The sequence below is a fragment of the Lentzea sp. NEAU-D7 genome (genome assembly GCF_026242055.1).
Lineage (GTDB): Bacteria > Actinomycetota > Actinomycetes > Mycobacteriales > Pseudonocardiaceae > Lentzea.
Map to the genome: position 1 here is coordinate 58,341 of NZ_JAPJDL010000017.1, position 17,300 is coordinate 75,640.

16 protein-coding genes are annotated in these 17,300 nt (G+C 69.2%); 6 read left to right on the top strand and 10 right to left on the bottom strand.

The features are described 5' to 3' along the window. The first annotated feature begins 7 nt into the window (after nt 1-7). Nucleotides 8-2,902: a substrate-binding domain-containing protein gene (locus tag ORI60_RS29840; RefSeq protein WP_266041329.1), complete on the top strand. Its 2,895-nt coding sequence runs from the start codon at nt 8-10 to the stop codon at nt 2,900-2,902. On the opposite strand, the gene ORI60_RS29845 is transcribed toward ORI60_RS29840, so the two are convergent. Then, the gene (locus ORI60_RS29845; protein ID WP_266041330.1) at nt 2,890-3,279 is read right to left on the bottom strand and encodes a response regulator; all 390 of its coding nucleotides are present in this window, start codon (nt 3,277-3,279) and stop codon (nt 2,890-2,892) included. The two genes, ORI60_RS29840 and ORI60_RS29845, sit on opposite strands and share 13 nt — an antisense overlap. A 194-nt stretch (nt 3,280-3,473) precedes the next feature. Between ORI60_RS29845 and ORI60_RS29850 the strand changes: the two genes are divergently transcribed. From ORI60_RS29850 to ORI60_RS29860, 3 genes are all read left to right on the top strand, one after another. Then, entirely contained in the window at nt 3,474-4,100 is a 627-nt protein-coding gene (locus ORI60_RS29850; protein WP_266041331.1) for a DUF4360 domain-containing protein, read from the top strand. 77 nt (nt 4,101-4,177) lie between these two features. Next, nucleotides 4,178-4,807 carry a DUF4360 domain-containing protein gene (locus ORI60_RS29855; protein ID WP_266041332.1) on the top strand — a complete coding sequence of 210 codons (630 nt, stop codon included), beginning with the start codon at nt 4,178-4,180 and terminating at the stop codon, nt 4,805-4,807. 132 nt (nt 4,808-4,939) lie between these two features. After that, nucleotides 4,940-6,196: a sensor histidine kinase gene (locus tag ORI60_RS29860; protein WP_266041333.1), complete on the top strand. Its 1,257-nt coding sequence runs from the start codon at nt 4,940-4,942 to the stop codon at nt 6,194-6,196. Here the strand turns inward: ORI60_RS29860 and ORI60_RS29865 are convergent. The 3 genes from ORI60_RS29865 to ORI60_RS29875 all read right to left on the bottom strand — a co-directional run bounded on the left by ORI60_RS29865 (nt 6,186) and on the right by ORI60_RS29875 (nt 9,603). Then, nucleotides 6,186-7,283, bottom strand: a complete 1,098-nt coding sequence (locus ORI60_RS29865; RefSeq protein ID WP_266041334.1) for a hypothetical protein — start codon at nt 7,281-7,283, stop codon at nt 6,186-6,188. The two genes, ORI60_RS29860 and ORI60_RS29865, sit on opposite strands and share 11 nt — an antisense overlap. 83 nt (nt 7,284-7,366) lie before the next feature. Continuing rightward, nucleotides 7,367-8,977, bottom strand: a complete 1,611-nt coding sequence (locus ORI60_RS29870; RefSeq protein ID WP_266041335.1) for a serine/threonine-protein kinase — start codon at nt 8,975-8,977, stop codon at nt 7,367-7,369. Next, the gene (locus ORI60_RS29875) at nt 8,974-9,603 is read right to left on the bottom strand and encodes a hypothetical protein (RefSeq protein ID WP_266041336.1); all 630 of its coding nucleotides are present in this window, start codon (nt 9,601-9,603) and stop codon (nt 8,974-8,976) included. The genes ORI60_RS29870 and ORI60_RS29875 overlap by 4 nt, the downstream gene beginning before the upstream one ends. Nucleotides 9,604-9,796: 193 nt before the next feature. Here ORI60_RS29875 and ORI60_RS29880 point away from each other — a divergent pair, with 193 nt between their 5' ends. Continuing rightward, nucleotides 9,797-10,663 (top strand): hypothetical protein, encoded by an 867-nt coding sequence (locus tag ORI60_RS29880; protein ID WP_266041337.1) that lies wholly within the window; start codon nt 9,797-9,799, stop codon nt 10,661-10,663. Between the two features lie 69 nt (nt 10,664-10,732). Here the strand turns inward: ORI60_RS29880 and ORI60_RS29885 are convergent, their stop codons facing one another. From ORI60_RS29885 to ORI60_RS29910, 6 genes are all read right to left on the bottom strand, one after another. Further along, a complete protein-coding gene (locus ORI60_RS29885; protein ID WP_030470277.1) occupies nt 10,733-11,077 on the bottom strand; it encodes an RNA polymerase-binding protein RbpA in 345 nt (114 codons plus the stop codon). 66 nt (nt 11,078-11,143) lie between these two features. After that, the gene (secG, locus tag ORI60_RS29890) at nt 11,144-11,383 is read right to left on the bottom strand and encodes a preprotein translocase subunit SecG (RefSeq protein ID WP_089958273.1); all 240 of its coding nucleotides are present in this window, start codon (nt 11,381-11,383) and stop codon (nt 11,144-11,146) included. Nucleotides 11,384-11,477: 94 nt separating this feature from the next. After that, nucleotides 11,478-12,266 carry a triose-phosphate isomerase gene (tpiA, locus tag ORI60_RS29895; RefSeq protein ID WP_266041338.1) on the bottom strand — a complete coding sequence of 263 codons (789 nt, stop codon included), beginning with the start codon at nt 12,264-12,266 and terminating at the stop codon, nt 11,478-11,480. Continuing rightward, nucleotides 12,266-13,459 carry a phosphoglycerate kinase gene (locus ORI60_RS29900; RefSeq protein ID WP_266041339.1) on the bottom strand — a complete coding sequence of 398 codons (1,194 nt, stop codon included), beginning with the start codon at nt 13,457-13,459 and terminating at the stop codon, nt 12,266-12,268. The genes tpiA and ORI60_RS29900 overlap by 1 nt, the downstream gene beginning before the upstream one ends. A 17-nt stretch (nt 13,460-13,476) precedes the next feature. After that, nucleotides 13,477-14,481, bottom strand: coding sequence for a type I glyceraldehyde-3-phosphate dehydrogenase (gene gap, locus ORI60_RS29905; protein WP_090105218.1), 1,005 nt, complete (start codon nt 14,479-14,481; stop codon nt 13,477-13,479). A 115-nt stretch (nt 14,482-14,596) separates the two neighbouring features. Beyond that, nucleotides 14,597-14,812 (bottom strand): hypothetical protein, encoded by a 216-nt coding sequence (locus ORI60_RS29910; RefSeq protein ID WP_266041340.1) that lies wholly within the window; start codon nt 14,810-14,812, stop codon nt 14,597-14,599. A gap of 90 nt (nt 14,813-14,902) precedes the next feature. Here ORI60_RS29910 and ORI60_RS29915 point away from each other — a divergent pair, with 90 nt between their 5' ends. Next, on the top strand, nt 14,903-17,254 hold the full coding sequence (locus ORI60_RS29915; protein WP_266041341.1) for an ATP-binding protein: 2,352 nt from the start codon (nt 14,903-14,905) through the stop codon (nt 17,252-17,254). The last annotated feature ends 46 nt before the right edge of the window (nt 17,255-17,300 follow it).

Genomic DNA, 17,300 nt, shown 5'->3' on the forward strand with positions numbered 1-17,300 from the left:
CATCGGGATGATCACCGCTGGCCCGCTCATCGAGCTCGCGGGCGAGCAGTGGCGTGGTGTCAGCGACGGGGCCCAGCGGCTCGGGTGCGACCTCGTGTGCTTCGTGGGCAGTGAACTGGATCATCCGGATCCGCTCAAGCGTCGTGCGAACACGGTTTACGACCTCATTTCGCCGAACCGCATCGATGCGCTCGTGGTGTGGACTACGCGCGTGGGGCAGCTCATCGGCTCCGAGGGCATGCAGGAGTACGTGAAGCGGTACGCGCCCATGCCCATCGTGAGCGTCGAGACAAGCCTTGCCCAGTGGCCAACGATCCTGATGGACAACCGTGACGGCATGAAGCAGGCCGTCGACCACCTCATCGAGGTGCACGGCAAGCGCCGGATCGCGTTCGTCCGGGGGCCGCAAACGCATGCCGGCGCCCGAGAGCGGTTCCTGGGCTACGCGGATTCGTTGCGCAACCACGGAATCCCGTTCGATCCCGCGCTCGTCACGATGCCGGGTTCGTTCATCTGGGAACCCAACCGCGCCGCCGAGTCCGTGCGCAAGCTGCTCGCGCGGCTCGAGGAACCACCGGACGCCATCGCCGCCGCGAACGACGACTACGCGATCGGGGTCGTGTCCGCGCTGGAGGAGCTGGGTTTCCGCACACCGGAGGACGTCGCCGTCGTCGGGTACGGCAACCACACGAACGTCCGCACGCACGACCTCGGTCACAGCCCGGGAAGCCTGGCGTCGAGGGTGCGGCGGGAGCTGCACGCCGACGCGGCGACGCCCGCGTTCACGACAGTCAGGGCGCCGTTCCACGAGATGGGGTTCCGGGCGGCCGAACTCGCGGTGGCGCTGGTGAGGGGCGAGCCCACGCGCCAGCGGCAGACCATGCCGACCGAGCTGATCGTGCGCCGGTCGTGCGGCTGCCTGCCGTCCGGGCTCGGCGACCACGCGCCCGCGCACGACCGGCTGAGCATCAACGAGTCCGCGACCGCGGCCACCGTCGCCGACCACCTGCGCGACTCGCTCGGGCAGTCCGCCGCGACGCTCCCGGACGGGTGGGCCGAGCAGCTGGTGGTCGAGCTCATGGCGGCGGGCCGCGGCGAGGTCGAGGGCGCGGAGTTCCTGAAGTTGCTGGCGGAGTACATCCGCGGGAGCGCGCGCGCAGGGTGCGAACCGGCGCAGTGGTGGCCGCCGCTGTTCGACCTGCATCGGTTCGTGACGGCCCGCATCAGCGACGCGACGATCATCAACGACCTGTGGCTGCGCGTGCAGTTGCTCCTGGGCGATGCGTTCGCCGCGAACGCACGGTTCAAGTACCTGTCGCACGAGCGTCACGACCAGACGGTGCGTGAAGCAGGGCAACGGCTCATCGCGTCACGGGACGTGGACGAGCTGACGAGCGCATTGGCCGACGAACTCCCCCGCCTCGGCATCCCCGGCTGCCACATCATGGCGTACGACACCCCAGGCACGGCGCGCGCGCTCGTCCGGTATGAGCACGGCGAACTCACGACGCCGCCGGACACCCCGTTCCCCACCATCAACCTGACGCCGTACCGGTTCCGGCGGAACACCCCGTTCAACGCCCTGATCGCCCCGCTCCACACCGACGAGGACCACCTCGGGTACGTGATCTTCGAGGAGGGTCCGGAGCCCGGCTGGATCTACGAGGCCGTGCAGCAGCAGCTCAGCAGCGCGTTGCGCAGCATCAGGCTGATGCAGGAGCTGAAGGACGCACGCGCACGGCTCGAAGAACGCGTCGGCGAGACCGAGGCGCAGTTGCGGCACGCGCAGAAGATGGAGGCCATCGGCCGGTTGACCGGTGGCATCGCGCACGACTTCAACAACATCCTCACGGTCGTGAACGGCAACAGCGAGATGCTGCTGCGGCGCACCCTTCAGGACGATCCGAGGCGCACGGCGATCGAGGACATCCGGCACGCCGGGGAACGGGCCGCGAACCTGACGAGGCAGCTGCTCGCGTTCACCCGCCAGCAGGTCCTGCACCCGGAGTCCTTGGACCTCAAGCACAACCTCACGCAGGTCCACTCGATGCTGCGCACGCTCGTCGGCGACCACATCGAACTGGAGATGCACCTGCCCGACGGCGTCGCCCAGGTGTGGGCGGACGCGGGCCAGGTCGAGCAGATCCTGTTCAACCTCGCGGTCAACTCCCGCGACGCCATGCCCGACGGCGGCACGCTGACGATCTCGATCGCGAGCAGGACGCTCGGCAGCGGTGACACCGGCCGGATCGTCGGCGTGCGGCCCGGCGAGTACGTCGTCATGCGCGTCCAGGACACGGGCGCCGGCATGGCCCCGGACGTGCAGGCGCAGGTGTTCGAGCCGTACTTCACCACCAAGCCGGTCGGCAAGGGCACCGGCCTCGGCCTGTCCACGGTGTTCGGCATCGTGCAGCAGTCCGGCGGGCAGATCGAACTGAAGAGCGCGCCGGGCGAGGGCACGACCGTGGAGGTCTATCTGCCCGTGCCGCACGAACGCGACGGCAGGCCTGAGGCGCCGTGTGCGCGCCGCCCCACCACGCACCGAGGTGCGGGCACCGTGCTGCTCGTGGAGGACGACGCGCAGGTGCGGGTCATGACGCGGCGCTCGCTGGAGATCGCGGGCTACGCGGTGATCGAGGCGGGAGACGGTCAGGAGGCGCTGCAGCTCGCCACCGCGCACCGCAGCACCATCGACCTCGTGCTCACCGACGTCGTGATGCCGAAGATGGGCGGCCCCGAGCTCGTCCGGCTGCTGCGCTCGACCGGTGCCGCGCCCGCGGTGATCTACATGTCCGGCTACACGACCGACGAGGTCCTCGACGACGAGGTGCTGATCACCAAGCCGTACGTGGAGTCGGTGCTGCTCGAACGCGTCCGCGAGGTGCTGGCTCAGGAGGCCTGAGCGCGGTCGGCGAGCACGGCGCGGATCGTCTCGTCCAGCGTCTCCAGCCGGAACGGCTTCTGCAGGTAGCCGGCGATCTCGTGCGCCGAGAACCGCCGCTCCAGCGACGTGCGGTCGTAGCCGCTGGTCAGCACCACCGGCACGGTCAGGCCCTCGCGCTTGAGCTCGGCGAGCACCTCCTCGCCGGACAGGCCCGGCATGCTGTGGTCGAGCAGCATCACGCCGATCTCGGCGGACCGCTCGCGCAGGACCGCGATCGCCTCGATGCCGTCGATGGCCTGCAGAACGGTGAAGCCCAGCTCCTCGAGCAGGCTCACGGTGTACCTACGCACGGGGTCCTCGTCCTCGACGACGAGCACCAGCCCAGCCAGCGACATGCGGGCAAGTATGCCGGAAACTATTCGTGTCCTCAGCACCAGGTCGCGGTCTATTTTTGGCAATCGTTCACGAACTGCTCCATCAGTGTGACCTGGGCCATTTGGGTCACACCATTGGTTGAGGCTCTGCGCTAACCTTCGCGGCACCGCTGCCGCTCCACGCTGAGAAAGAGGCACCAGGAAAGGCCAACTTCATGCGTAAAGCGACGGCAGCAGCCGCTCTGGCCGCGCTGTTCACATTGTCGTCAGCACCCGCGCACGCCTCGACGATTCCTTCGGAGCGCGTGACGATCGACGTGGTGACGGTGAACGGTTCCGGCTGCAAGCACGGCACCGCCGAAGTGGTCGTCTCACCGGACAACACCTCGTTCTGGGTGATCTACAGCGACTACCTGGCCCAGGCGGGCAAGGGTGCCGGTGCGACCGACTTCCGGAAGAACTGCCAACTGACGTTGCAGGTCAACGTCCCGCAGGGCTTCTCGTACGGCATCGCGGAAGCGACCTACGGCGGCTACGGGCACCTCAAGCCCGGCGCCATCGGGTACCAGTCGGTGAATTACTACTTCCAGGGGCAATCGGCCACGACCACCTGGAAGCACACGTTCAACGGGCCGTTCGACGACAACTGGTCGATCACCCACCGCACCGAGTTCTCCGAGATCGTCTGGGCGCCGTGCGGGGAGAAGAAGAATCTCAACGTCAACAGCGCCCTGCGGGTCGACAAGGGTACCTCGGACGCCAATGCGAACAGTTTGATGACGATGGACTACCAGCGTGGAGAAGTGCGCACCCTGCACCACTTCTCGTGGAAGCGCTGCTGATTCCCTGAAAAGGCCGCCGCCATCGAAGTCCCCACCGCCGCCACTCTCCCCGCGAGATGCGTTCGGAAAGGTGCCTCATGCTCAACGCGGTTGCCGCTGCCCTGCTGACCTCGGCCATCATCATCCCGCCCGGCGCGCCCGGCGAGACGCCGCCGCCCGACCACATCACCATCGACATCGTCACGGTCAACGGCTCCGGTTGCCCGGCGGGCACCGCGGCCGTCGCGGTGTCCGAGGACAACAAGGCGTTCACCGTCACCTACAGCGACTACCTGGCCCAGGTCGGCGTCGGCGCACGGCCGACCGACTTCCGCAAGAACTGCCAGCTCAACCTGCGGGTGAACGTCCCGCAGGGCTTCACCTACGGCATCGCCCAGGCCGACTACAGAGGCTTCGCCCACCTGGAAAGAGGGGCGTACGCGATCCAGAAGGCCAACTACTACTTCCAGGGCATGTCGCAGAACGACTCGGCCTCACACCGGTACAACGGCCCGCACAGCGACGACTGGCAGGCCACCGACCAGACGGAGCTCGCCGCGATCGTCTACTCACCGTGCGGCGAGAAGCGGAACTTCAACATCAACACCGAGCTCCGCGTCTACCCCGGCACGTCCAACACGGCCACGACGACCAGTTTCGTGTCGATGGACTCCACGGACGGTGCCATCGACACGACCTACCAGTTCAGCTGGAAGACATGCCCCTAGTAGTGCTGTGACTACCGCACGCGCTCGCACGAGCGTGTGCGGTAGCACATATGTGAGGCGACAGCCGTACAGATTCGCGTGTGACGGCGTCTTACCCCCATGACGGGGCAGGTCGGGGTAAAGGGGCAGCCAATGCCATCCGCCGCATACGCGCAGTACGGTGAGGATCGCAAGGCTCACAGGGGAGGTCGGATACTGACCACGACGCTGCTCCCGGCCAGACGGCCGGCGACTACCGCGGCCGGTTCACGCTGGCCGCTCAGTGGCGACTACCGTCAGGTCCTCGCCGACCTCGCGTTGCTCTTCTTCGCCGCGCTCGACGTCTGGCTGTACGGGCTGTGGCTCGAAGCCGACCCGATCACGGACCTCCCGCCGATCGAGAACTACCAGCTGTGGCTCAACTGGCTGGCGGTCGGCGCTCTGGTCCTGCGCCGGCGGTTCCCGTTCCTCACGCTGGTCCTGACCATCCCCGGCTTCTTCGTCGGCTGGTCGCAGCTCGCCGCGATGATCGCCCTCTACACGGTCGCCCGCCGCTACATCGGCGGCTGGCAGACGGGCCTCGCGGCCGCGCTGGTGTGGCTCTGCCGGTTCGTCGCCTGGCCGTTCGAGGAGCTGATCGAACGGCCCGCGTCAGGGCACTTCCACTCGGCGATCTACGGCTTCCTGGTAGCGGGCCTGCCGATCGCGATCGGCCTGCTGGTGCACGCGCGTCAGGAGCTCTCCGACCGCATCTCCGAACTGGCCGAGTCGCGAGAGAGAGAGCGCGTGCTCCACGCGCACGCCATCCGTGCCGACGAACGGGCGAAGCTCGCCCGCGAGATGCACGACGTGGTGTCGCACCAGGTCAGTCTCATCGCGATGCAGGCGGGTGCGCTCCGCATGGCCGTGGCCGACGCCGAGCACAAGCAGGTCGCCGGCACCATCCGCATGTTGTCGACGCGCACGCTCGACGAGCTGCGTCAGCTCGTGTCCGTCCTGCGCACCACGGACGACAACCAGCCGAGCCTCGACGAGCTGCCGGAACTGGCCGCCGACGCGGGCTTCGAGGTCACCATCCAGCTCAAGGGCCCCGTCGAGGACCTCTCCGCACCGGTGTCCGGCGCCGTCTACCGGACGGTGCAGGAGGCCCTGACGAACATCCGCAAGCACGCCGTGGGCGCGAGCGCGACGGTGTTCATCGACGCCCAGTACGACGACAACGTGCTGGTCGAGGTGCGCAACACCGCCGCGTCCAGCCCGTCGTCGACGCTGCCCAGCGGAGGTCACGGCCTGGTCGGCCTGCGCGAGCGCGCCACGCTGCTCGGTGGCGAGTTCTCGGCGGGACCGACCGAGGACGGCGGCTTCCTGGTGTCGGCGACGTTCCCGAGGGAACGCGTCATCACCGATTGAAGCGCTGGAAGGCGTGGAAGGACTTCTTGGGCTCCAGCCGGTAGGGCGAGTTCTCGTCGTCGAACCGCTCACGGATCGTGCGCAACAGGCTGTACGAGGCCATGTCGTAGTCACGATCGCGGCACGTCGGGTGGTGCGGCGAGTCCGGCGTGATGACCGAGTACAGGTGTGATCCCTCGACATCGGGCTGTGCGGCGAACACGCGCAGCATGCGGGCGATGTAGTCGGTCTGCTCGCGTTCGTTCCGCTCGAAGCCGGGCTTGACCACGGGCGGGTCGGCTTCGTGGTCGACGACGTCCCAGCCCATACCACCGGCCTTCGCCGCACCCGTGAACGTGCAGCAGCCGTGCTCCAGGATCATCAGCGGCTTGCCCCAGCGCCGGTATTCGTCCAGGTCAGCGGCGTATTCGGCATCGGTCTCGAAGTACGTGTAGTAGTCGAGCCCGACGAGGTCGAACAACGACCAGTCGGTCCACCGCGCGTCCGCGCCCGCCGCCGCGCCGTAGGTGACGCGGCCGCGGAACTCCCGGCGCGCGACCTCGACGGCCTTCGCCAGGAACTCGCGGAAGCGCCGGACCACCGCGGGCCAGTCCGTGATCGACGGCATGTGCTCGATCCGGTCGAGGAACGTGTCGCCGGGGATGATGCCCGGCGTGAAGAGGAAGTGCTCGCAGCCGGTGACGAACGTGATGTCGTCGCCGTGCCGCTTGCGCTCCGCCGTGCGCGCGGCCTCCGCCAGGTGCTCCAGGATCTGTTCTTGAGGGTGGTCGTAGAGCCTCGGCTGCACAAAGACCCGCATGCCGCGGCGCACCGCCGCGTCCGTCGTCTCGGCGAGGCGGCCGAGATCGCTGCCGAACGCGGTGATCGACGGGCAGCGCAGGTCGTCCGCGATCAGCCGGATCTCCCGCTCCAGCTGCGGACGGCTCCAGCGCACGCGGCTCAGCGGTTCCCCTGCCGCGTGCAGCACGCCGGTGTCGTAGCAGACGCCACCGCGCTTGCGCGGCGCCGCTGCCGCCGTGCCGCCCCCGATGGTCGCCAGCGCCGCGGCACCGGCGACGGCCTTCAGCAACACCTTCCGACTGATCATCGTTCCCCCTGCCTGGTTGCCCGAAGAAGCACTGCTTCTTCGAGAACGCAGGTCAGGGGTCGGATTGTCGCTTTCGAACGCCGTCAGGCTCGCTTGGAGGCCAGTGACGCGCTCAGCGCCGCCGCCGCACCGAGCACACCGCACGTGAGTGCGATGGACATCGTCGGCTCGTGCTTGAGCAACACCGACACCAGCAGCCACACGGACAGCCCGAGTCCGAGACCGAGCGGCACCGACGCGATCACCGCCGCCATGCCGGTCTGCCGCCGCCGCAACGCCCGCAGGTTCGACTCCAGGTACGCGAACGTGAACAGCAGCAGCAACGCCGACCCGGTGCCCATGAGGCTCAGCCACGGCGTCTGGCTGGACTCCAGCAGGAACGGCGGCTGCTCGTCGACCTGGGCCGTCACGACGCCGCCGATGATCCACCGCGCCGCGCCCGGCAGCACGAAGCCCTCGGGCCCGCGCTGCGGCACGTCCGCGAGCGGGATCCCGGCCGCCGTCACGACGAGATGCGTGCCGTCGACCTTCACGGGGTCCGCGAGGTCCATCGTGACGGTCGTCGCGGGCGGGGTGCCGGTCGCCACGAACGGCACCACGGCCATCGCGATCAACGCGAGCGCGGCCACCAGCCACAACGCCCACGGCGTCGACGGCGGCTTGATCACCTGCGAGGCCGGCACCAGCGTGCTGCTGCCGCTCAGGCGCGCGGCGGGAACCGGGTCGACCAGCGTGGCCCGGATGCGCTGTCCCGTGAGCGTGACCGTCTCGCGTTCCGGCACGGGCCGCAGCGACGGACGTGTGGAGGACGCCGACACCTGCGGTGCGAGGTGCACGGGGATGCCCAGGCGCACGAGCCAGTCCGGCCCGAACAGGTGGCCAGCCGCACCGGCGAGGTCGACCGCGAACGTCTCGGCGTTGCGGTAGCGCGCGTCGGGCTCCCGCGCGATGCTGCGCATGACCACGCCGGCCAGGGGTTCCGGCACGTTCGGCAACGGCCGCGGGTCCTGGAACACCCGCTTCTGGATCATCGCGATCGGGCCGCCACCACGTTCGAACGGCAGGTCGCCGCAGAGCAGCTCGTACAGCATCGTGCCGGTCGCGTAGACGTCGGCCGCGGGCGACAGGGCGTTGCCCATCGCCTGTTCCGGCGCGATGTAGGCGGGCGTGCCGAGCACCGCGCCACCGTGCGTCACGAGGGTCGCGCCCTCCGACACCACCTGGGAGATGCCGAAGTCCGCCACCTTCACCACGCCGTTCGAGGTGAAGAGCAGGTTCTTCGGCTTCACGTCGAGGTGCAGCACCCCGGCCTCGTGCGCCGCGTGCAGCCCGGACAGCGCCGCCAGCACGATGCCGCACGACTGCTGCGCCGTCAGGCCGTCACCGGAGAACCGCGACCAGACCGTGCCGCCGTCGAGGCGTTCCATCACCAGCAGGTGCTCGCCCTGCTGCCGGACGTAGTCGTAGACCGGGACGATGTGCGGGTGGTCGAGGCGGGCCAGCAGCCGCGCCTCGTGCTCGAAGCGCTCGCTCATCCTCGGGTCTTCCGCCACGGCGTGCGGCAGCCGTTTGATCGCGACAGGACGCCCGAGCCGGCGGTGCACACCGCCGTAGACGACACCCATGCCGCCCTCGCCGATCTGGTCGCCGACGGCGTACTGCGGCAGGGCGGCGACCACACTGGACAGTGTCACCTCTGGATCCTCACGGTGTCCGCATCCATTGAGGACGGTGGCTTCTCGCCCGGATGCGGTGTCACGTAGCCAAGAACGAACGCGGCCGCCGCGGCGCCGACGATGAACGGGATCTCGGCCGTGGGCGACGGCGCCACGAGCCGCAGCACCGACAGCGAGATGACCGCGACCAGCCCGGTCCCGATGCCGGCGGGCAGGAACCGCATGGCCCGCTGCCACCGGTTCGCGGGCAGCCGCCGGCGCGCCAGCGCGATCAGCGCGCCCGCCCACGACAACGCCGTCAGCACGAGCACGCCCAGCCCGAACGCCCCGTAGACCGACCAGAGCGAGCCCTTGACGTCCCCGGTCGTCTCCACGGACGCGATGCTCTCGCGCTGGACGTCGATGACCTCGACCGTGACCGGGAGGAGACCGATCGCCTGCGAGCCGAGGTCGGTCGGCTCCAGCGGGAACGACCGCGTCTCGGAGGACTTCGCCGGCACGTCGAACGGAACCGTTGTGTCGTAGGAGAAGAAGGTCAACGCCAGCGCGGTGCCGCTGATCCGCACGGTCTTCACTCGCTGCAGGGTGTCCGTGTTGTTGCGGACCGTGATCGAGACCTTGGCGGTCTGCGACGGGTCCAGCACCAGGGTCCCTACTCCAACCGGCCTACCGTCCACATCGGCCTCGAGGATCACAGACCCGTCCTGTGCGGAGGCCGTGGAGGGAAGCAGCATAATTCCGCACCACAGCAGTAAACCTGCACCGGCCATGCGACGTCTCACTAGCGCACCTTAGGTTCTGATCCGGGGAGTTGGAATGCGGTCTTTAGGTCTACTCGTGGCTGTAGCAGCCGGTGTTACGGTGCTGGTCGCCACACCTGCGGCCGCACAGCAGCAGACGTCGGTGACCGCGAACCCGACCAGCGGTCCCGCGGGCTCCACCGCGACATTCACCTGGTCAGGCTTCTACAGGTGCAAGGGCACTGTTCGCATCGGCTGGGCCGGAAGCGTACTGGCCACCGCGCCGTGGTCGGCTAACGGTTCGGTCACCGCGACCATCCCGGCCGGAAGCAAGGTCGGCACCTACACCTTCACCGCGAGCGACGAGTGCCAGCACCTCGCGCGCAACCAGTTCACCGTGACTCCGCCGCCTCCGGTCACCACGACTCGGCCGCCCGTCACCACGCAGCCGCCCGTCACCAACCCGCCGGTGACCAACCCGCCCGTGACGACCCGTCCCCCGGTCATCACGACCACCACGACTCCCCCGGTGACGACCACGACGACCACCACCACGACGACGGACTCGTCGACCCCGTCGTCCTCGACGACCGACGCGCTGACCAACCCCGGTGACGGCGTCCTGGTCCTCGACAAGGACAACATCCAGCCCGGCGACGACCTGACCGCGACCGGCACCGGCTGCCCCAAGGGCGCGAGCGTGACGCTGAGGTCGCTGGGCCAGGACGTCGGCCGGACCACGGCCGACGAGAACGGCGAGTTCCGCTCGCCCGTGCGGTTCTCGAACATCGAGCCCGGCCGCCACAAGGTGCGCGCGGAGTGCGGCATCGTGCTCGTGGGCAACGTGGACGTGACGCTGTCGAGCTCGTCCGGCGGCACGACCAGCACGCTCGTGGTGCTGTTGTTCTTCCTGCTCGTGGGTGCCGCGATGCTGCGCCGTCAGTTCTCCGGCCTCAGGCGATAGCGAGAAACGCGAAAGGCCCCCTCTCCGCAGTAGAGGGGGCCTTTCGCGTGATCACCGAAGATCTGAGCCTTAAGGCTCTTCGCGCTGGCGGCGCAGCTTGGCGAGAGCCTCTTCGAGGATCGCCTCGCCGTCCGCGTCGGAGCGCCGCTCCTTCACGTACGCAAGGTGCGTCTTGTACGGCTCGTTGCGCGGAGGCGCGGGTGGCGTCTGCTCGTCACGACCTGCCGGCAGGCCGCAGCGCGGGCAGTCCCAGTTCTCCGGAACCTCCGCGTCGACCGCGAAGGAAGGCCGGGACTCGTGACCGTTCGCGCACCAGTACGACACCCGACGACGGGGCGCGGACTCGCCGCGCTCCGATTCACCCATCGGGCCTGCGCCGACGCGGGTACCGCGAATCGCGTTACCACCGGACATCGACCGTTACACCCCCACCAAGTGGTTACCCCAAGCCCCTGAAGGCTTCTGCCGCTGAACGGTTGATCAGGCTCCGGGGAGCTTGATCAGCAGCCCGATGCCCACGATGGCGATGACCCAGACCGCGCCGACGAAGAGCGTCAGGCGGTCGAGGTTCTTCTCGACCACGGAGGAACCGGACAGACTCGACTGCATACCGCCGCCGAACAGCGAAGAAAGGCCGCCACCACGGCCGCGGTGCAAGAGCACGAGCAGCACCAGCAGCACGCTGGAGACGATCAACAGGATCTGCAGGAACAGGATCATTTCTTCCTCGCTGTCAGGCAGCCGACGCCATAGAGTACCTGTTCGACTGCCGAACGTGTGCAACCAGTGGGGTTATGGGTTTAGCCAGATCAACTTAGGGTAGAGGCCCGCCGGCAGCCAATGCGCACAGCTTGGTGAATTCGTCGGCCTGAAGGCTGGCACCGCCCACCAGGGCGCCGTCGATGTCCTTCTGCGCGATGAGCTCACCGATGTTCGACGACTTGACCGAACCGCCGTAGAGCACCCGGACGACCGCCGCGGTCTCCTCGCCGTACTTCTCCGCCACGAACGAACGGACCAGCGAGCACACCTCCTGCGCGTCCGCGGACGACGCGGTGCGGCCGGTGCCGATGGCCCACACCGGCTCGTAGGCGAACACGATCTTGGCGACCTGCTCGGCCGTGAAGCCCTTGAGGCCGTCCTCGAGCTGCTGGCGCACCAGCTCCAGGTGACCCTTGGCCTCGCGGACGTCGAGCTTCTCGCCGAAGCAGAAGATCGGGGTGACCTCGACCTTCAGCGCCGCCTTGACCTTGGCGTTGACGATGGCGTCCGTCTCGCCGTGGTACTCGCGCCGCTCGGAGTGCCCGACGACCACGTAGTGGCAGCCGAGCTTCTTGATCATCGGGCCGGAGACCTCACCGGTGTAGGCACCGGAGTCGTGCTGCGAGATGTCCTGCGCGCCGTACTTGATCAGCAGCTTGTCACCGTCGACCAGCGTCTGGATGCTGCGGATGTCGACGAACGGGGGAAGAACGGCGACCTCGACCTTGGCGAAGTACTTCTCCGGGAGGGAGAAAGCGATCTTCTGCACGAGACCGATGGCCTCGAGGTGGTTGAGGTTCATCTTCCAGTTGCCCGCGATGAGCGGGAGCCGGGCTGCCATCAGGACTCCAAAACGCTGATGCCGGGGAGTTCCTTGCCTTCCAGGAACTCCAGAGACGCGCCACCACCGGTGGAGATGTGCGAGAAGCCGTCCTCGGGAAGACCCAGCGCACGCACCGCGGCGGCCGAGTCCCCACCGCCGACGACGGTGAAGGCGTCGGACTTCACGAGCGCCTCGGCGACGGCACGGGTGCCGCCGGCGTAGGTCTCGATCTCGAAGACGCCCATCGGGCCGTTCCAGAACACCGTCCTGGCGTCGGCGAGCTTCGACGCGAACAGCTCGCGCGACTTCGGGCCGATGTCGAGGCCCATCTTGCCGGCGGGGATCGAGTCGGTGCCGACGACGTCGTGCTCGACGTTGCCGAACTCGGCCGTGACGAGCACGTCGACCGGCAGCACGAGCTCGACGCCGCGCTTCTCGGCCTCGGCGAGGAAACCCTTCACCTGGTCGAGCTGGTCCTCCTGCAGCAGCGACGTGCCGACCTCGTGGCCCTGGGCCTTGAGGAACGTGTACGCCATGCCGCCGCCGATGAGCAGCCGGTCGACCTTGGCCAGCAGGTTCGCGATGACGCCGAGCTTGTCGGACACCTTCGCGCCGCCGAGCACCACGACGTACGGGCGCTCCAGGTCGTCGGTGAGCTTGCGCAGCACGCCGAGCTCGGTCTCCACGAGACCGCCGACGTACGCGGGCAGCTTCTGCGCCACGTCGTAGACCGAGGCCTGCTTGCGGTGCACGACGCCGAAACCGTCGGACACGAACGCGTCCGCGAAGGCCGCGAGCTCGTCGGCCAGCGCCGAACGCTCCGCGTCGTCCTTGGAGGTCTCGCGGGCGTCGAAGCGGACGTTCTCCAGCATCACGACGCCACCGTCGGTGAGCGCGCCGACCACGGTCGTGGCGGACGGGCCGACGACGTCGCTCGCGAGCGCGACCTCGGTGCCGAGCAGCTCACCGAGGCGAGCGGCGGCCGGGGCCAGGGAGAACTCGGGGTCCGGCTCGCCCTTGGGACGGCCGAGGTGAGCGGTGACGACCACGCGGGCACCCGCGTCGGCGAGTGCCTTGATCGTCGGCACCGACGCGCGCACGCGGCCGTCGTCGGTGATCTTGTCTCCGTCGAGGGGGACGTTCAGGTCGGCGCGCACCAGGACGCGCCGACCCGCGACACCCTCGGCGAGCAGGTCGCTGAGAGTCTTCACTGACTTCCCGTCCCTGCTCAGATCTTGGAGGCGACGAGCTTGACCAGGTCCGCGAGGCGGTTGGAGTAGCCCCACTCGTTGTCGTACCAGCCGACGACCTTGACCTGGTTGCCGATGACCTTGGTCAGCGGCGCGTCGTAGATGCACGAGTGCGGGTCGGTGACGATGTCGGCCGACACGATCGGGTCCGTCGAGTACTTGAGGATGCCGGCCAGGGGGCCCTCGGCGGCGGCCTTGTACGCGGCGTTGATCTCGTCGACGGTGACCTCGCGCTTGAGCGTGACGGTCAGGTCGGTGGCCGAGCCGGTGGGGATCGGCACGCGCAGCGCGTAGCCGTCCAGCTTGCCCTTGAGCTCCGGCAGCACCAGGCCGATGGCCTTCGCGGCGCCCGTGGAGGTCGGGACGATGTTCAGCGCGGCGGCGCGGGCACGGCGGAGGTCGCTGTGCGGCGCGTCCTGCAGGTTCTGGTCCTGCGTGTACGCGTGGATCGTGGTCATGAGGCCCTGCTCGATGCCGAAGCTGTCGTTCAGCACCTTGGCCAGCGGCGCGAGGCAGTTCGTGGTGCAGGACGCGTTCGAGATGATCGTCTGCGAACCGTCGAACTTCTCCTCGTTCGCGCCGATGACGACGGTGAGGTCCTCGTTCTTGGCCGGCGCGGAGATGATGACCTTCTTGGCGCCGCCCTCGTCCACGTGCGCACGGGCCTTGGTGGCGTCGGTGAAGAAACCGGTCGACTCGACCACGACGTCGACGCCGAGGTCCTTCCAGGGCAGAGCGCCCGGGTTGCGCTCGGCGAGGGCCTTGATGACCTTGCCGTCGACGGAGATTCCCTCGTCGGTGACCTGCACGTCGGCGTCCAGACGACCGAGGATGCTGTCGTACTTCAGCAGGTGCGCCATCGTGGCGACGTCACCGAGGTCGTTGAACGCGACGATCTCGATGTCGTGGCCGCCGGCCCTCACGGCGCGGAAGAAATTGCGCCCGATGCGACCGAAACCGTTGACACCTACACGAACCGTCACGACTGACTCCTTGCGTTCAGCTTGGTAGGAACAAGCCCACCCTATCTGCCGAACTGCGTCCCTGGTCACAGGGATAGTGAGTATCTCTGGATCGAACCAGAAAAACCTGCTCCGACTAGGCCGTTCGGCGGTGCACCGCGCGGAGCATCCAGAGGTACGCGCTCAGCTCCTCCGCGGCCTCCGCCGCCGTGCGGCACGCCTCCGGACCGGTCTCCTGCGCGTGCCCGCCGACCACGGCGTTGATCCGGGCGAGCCACTCGTCGACGACGGGGCGGTCCTGGGGCGGCACGAGCGACGCCGCCGGTTCCGCCGGTCTGCTCTGCGCTGTCATGGACCGATCCTGACGACGTCCGGAAGGACCGATCAATACCCCGAATCAGCGGGTGTTACGGACCGTTACGCGCCGGTACGGTCAATGGTCATGACGGCCGCCACCGCCGCCTGCGTGACATGTGGAAACCCGCTCACCGAGGCGGCCGCGGGCCGGCGCTACTGCTCCAACGCCTGCCGTCAGCGCGCGTACCGCGAACGCAGCTCGGCCCGCGACGACTCCCCGCGGGACCCGGCTCTCCCGGCTCCGCTGGACACGTTCGTGGGCCGCCGCGAGGAGCTGGCCTCGCTGGCGCGGCTGGGCGCGGACCGCCTCGTCTCGCTGGTCGGCCCGGCGGGTGCCGGCAAGACCAGGCTGGCGCTCCAGCACGTGAGCAGGCGTGCCGACCGGACGTGGTGGGCGGCGCTGGCACCGGTGTCCGACGCCGTCCAGGCGATCTACACCGCGGTCGGCGCGCACCCGCTGCCGAACCGCTCGGTGCGCGACGCGGTGATCGCCGAGATCGAGCGGCACCGGCGCCCGCTGCTCGTGCTGGACAACTGCGAGCACCTGCTGGCGGACGTCGCCGACGTGGTGTCGGAGCTGCTGGCGTGCTGCCCGCGGCTGCGCGTCCTGGTGACGTCGCGCGAGCCTCTTCGCCTTGCCGGGGAACAGGTCTTCGCGGTGGGCGAGCTGGAGCTGCCCCCGGTCGAGGCCGACGTGGCCGAGGCCAGGCGGTACGACGCCGTGGTCCTCTTCCGCGACCGCGCGATCTCGGTGGACCGCTCGTTCGAGGTGGACGCCGCGAACGTCGCCGACGTCGTCGCCGTGTGCCGTGCCCTCGACGGCATGCCGCTGGCGATCGAACTGGCCGCGCGGCGCATCACCGTGCTCTCCCCCGCCGACATCGTCGCCCGGCTGGGCGACCGCCTCGCCTTGCTCACCGCGGGGCCGCGCGCCGCCGAGGACCGGCACCGCACGCTGCGGACGGCGATCGGCTGGAGCTACGACCTGCTGTCCGAGGAGGAGCAGGCGGCGTCGCGGCGGCTCGCCGTCCTGGGCGTGCCGTTCGACCTCGGCGTGGCGAGCGCGGTCTGCGGTGTCCCCGACGCCCTGGACCTGCTGACCGGTCTCGAGCAGAAGTCGTTGCTGGTGGTCGACCGGGCCGGTGGCCACACGACGTTCCGCCAGCTCGAATCGGTCCGTCTCTACTGCTACGAGCGCGCTGTCGCGCACGCGGAACTCTCTCTCGTGGCCGACCGTGTCGTCGAATGGGTGTGTTCGGTAGTCGAGCCGGAGATCTCGTCGTTCTTCCCGTCGCCGCCCGTCGTGCTGCGCCTGGACCGCAACGTCGGCCTGCTCGACCTGGCCGTGACCCGCACGGCGCAGACGGGCGACTGGTCGCGGCACGCGCTCGCGATCGTCGCGACGGCCTGGACGTCGACCCCGCGCGGCCCTCGCGGCGCCCCCACCGAACTGCTGCACCAGGCGCTGTCCCGGCCGATGCCGCGGGCGTACCGCAGCGTTCTGGCGGTCCTGGCGGCGATGCACCACCGGGTGCGCGGCGGCTGGCACGTGACCCGCCGGTTCGCCGAGGAGTCGCTGGCGATCGAACGCGCCGACGCCCGCCGTCCCGGCACGACTGCCCGCGCACTGGAGGTGCTCGCGTCCGCCGAGGCCCACACCGGTGACCCGGAGCGGGCCTGGCGGCTGTTCGGCGAGGCCGCCGCGCTGCTGCAGGAGTCGGACGACAAGCTCGCGCGCGCCATCCTGCTGAACTCCTACGGCTGGACGCTGGTGCAGCACGGCTTCGCGGACCGGGCGGCCCCGCTGGTCCGCGAGGCGGTGACGCTGACCCGGCTGATCGGCCTGCCGCACATGCTGAACCCGGTCCTGCACACCGCGGGTGCGATCGCGTTGGCGCACAGGAACTACGCCGAGGCCATCGGCCTGTTCCGCGAGAGCCTCGAGGTGGGTTCCGAACACCCGATGGACCAGTACTACGACCTGGAGGGGCTCGCGCTGGGCCTGGTCGGCGAGGGTTCAGACGACGAACGCGCCCTGTCCCTGCTCGTGTCGGCCTCCGCCGTCCGCACCCGCTACGACTTCCGCGCCGAACCGTACTGGCAGGCCCTGCTGGACGAGGCGCGCGCGGTCTGCCGCGAGCGGATCGCGGCCGGGCGGCTGCGCGCCGCCGAGTCGACGGGCGAGCGGATGTCGCTGGCGCAGGCCATCTCCTACGCCCTGACCGCGCAACCGCACGCCGAGGACGACGAGCTGGTCTCCGCCCGCGAGCTGCACGTGGCGACGCTGGTGGCGGAAGGGCTGACGAACCGGCAGATCGGCCAGCGGCTCGGCATCTCGCCGCACACCGTCGCCCGGCACGTCACCAGGGCGCGGTCGAAGCTGGGGCTGCGGTCGCGGGCCCAGCTCGCCGTGTGGGCGGGCCGCCAGACGCACTGAAGGCCCGCACCTGATCGCCAGGTGCGGGCCTCCGGAGTGGTTCAGA

Bases quoted from the DNA above. Each gene is read 5' to 3' on its own strand.
- ORI60_RS29885 (WP_030470277.1), bottom strand. From the start codon at position 11,077: ATGTCCGGTGGTAACGCGATTCGCGGTACCCGCGTCGGCGCAGGCCCG.
- ORI60_RS29910 (WP_266041340.1), bottom strand. From the start codon at position 14,812: ATGACAGCGCAGAGCAGACCGGCGGAACCGGCGGCGTCGCTCGTGCCG.
- ORI60_RS29840 (WP_266041329.1), top strand. From the start codon at position 8: ATGATCACCGCTGGCCCGCTCATCGAGCTCGCGGGCGAGCAGTGGCGT.
- ORI60_RS29860 (WP_266041333.1), top strand. From the start codon at position 4,940: ATGCCATCCGCCGCATACGCGCAGTACGGTGAGGATCGCAAGGCTCAC.
- ORI60_RS29855 (WP_266041332.1), top strand. From the start codon at position 4,178: ATGCTCAACGCGGTTGCCGCTGCCCTGCTGACCTCGGCCATCATCATC.
- ORI60_RS29845 (WP_266041330.1), bottom strand. From the start codon at position 3,279: ATGTCGCTGGCTGGGCTGGTGCTCGTCGTCGAGGACGAGGACCCCGTG.
- ORI60_RS29915 (WP_266041341.1), top strand. From the start codon at position 14,903: ATGACGGCCGCCACCGCCGCCTGCGTGACATGTGGAAACCCGCTCACC.
- ORI60_RS29850 (WP_266041331.1), top strand. From the start codon at position 3,474: ATGCGTAAAGCGACGGCAGCAGCCGCTCTGGCCGCGCTGTTCACATTG.
- tpiA (WP_266041338.1), bottom strand. From the start codon at position 12,266: ATGGCAGCCCGGCTCCCGCTCATCGCGGGCAACTGGAAGATGAACCTC.
- secG (WP_089958273.1), bottom strand. From the start codon at position 11,383: ATGATCCTGTTCCTGCAGATCCTGTTGATCGTCTCCAGCGTGCTGCTG.
- ORI60_RS29865 (WP_266041334.1), bottom strand. From the start codon at position 7,283: ATGATCAGTCGGAAGGTGTTGCTGAAGGCCGTCGCCGGTGCCGCGGCG.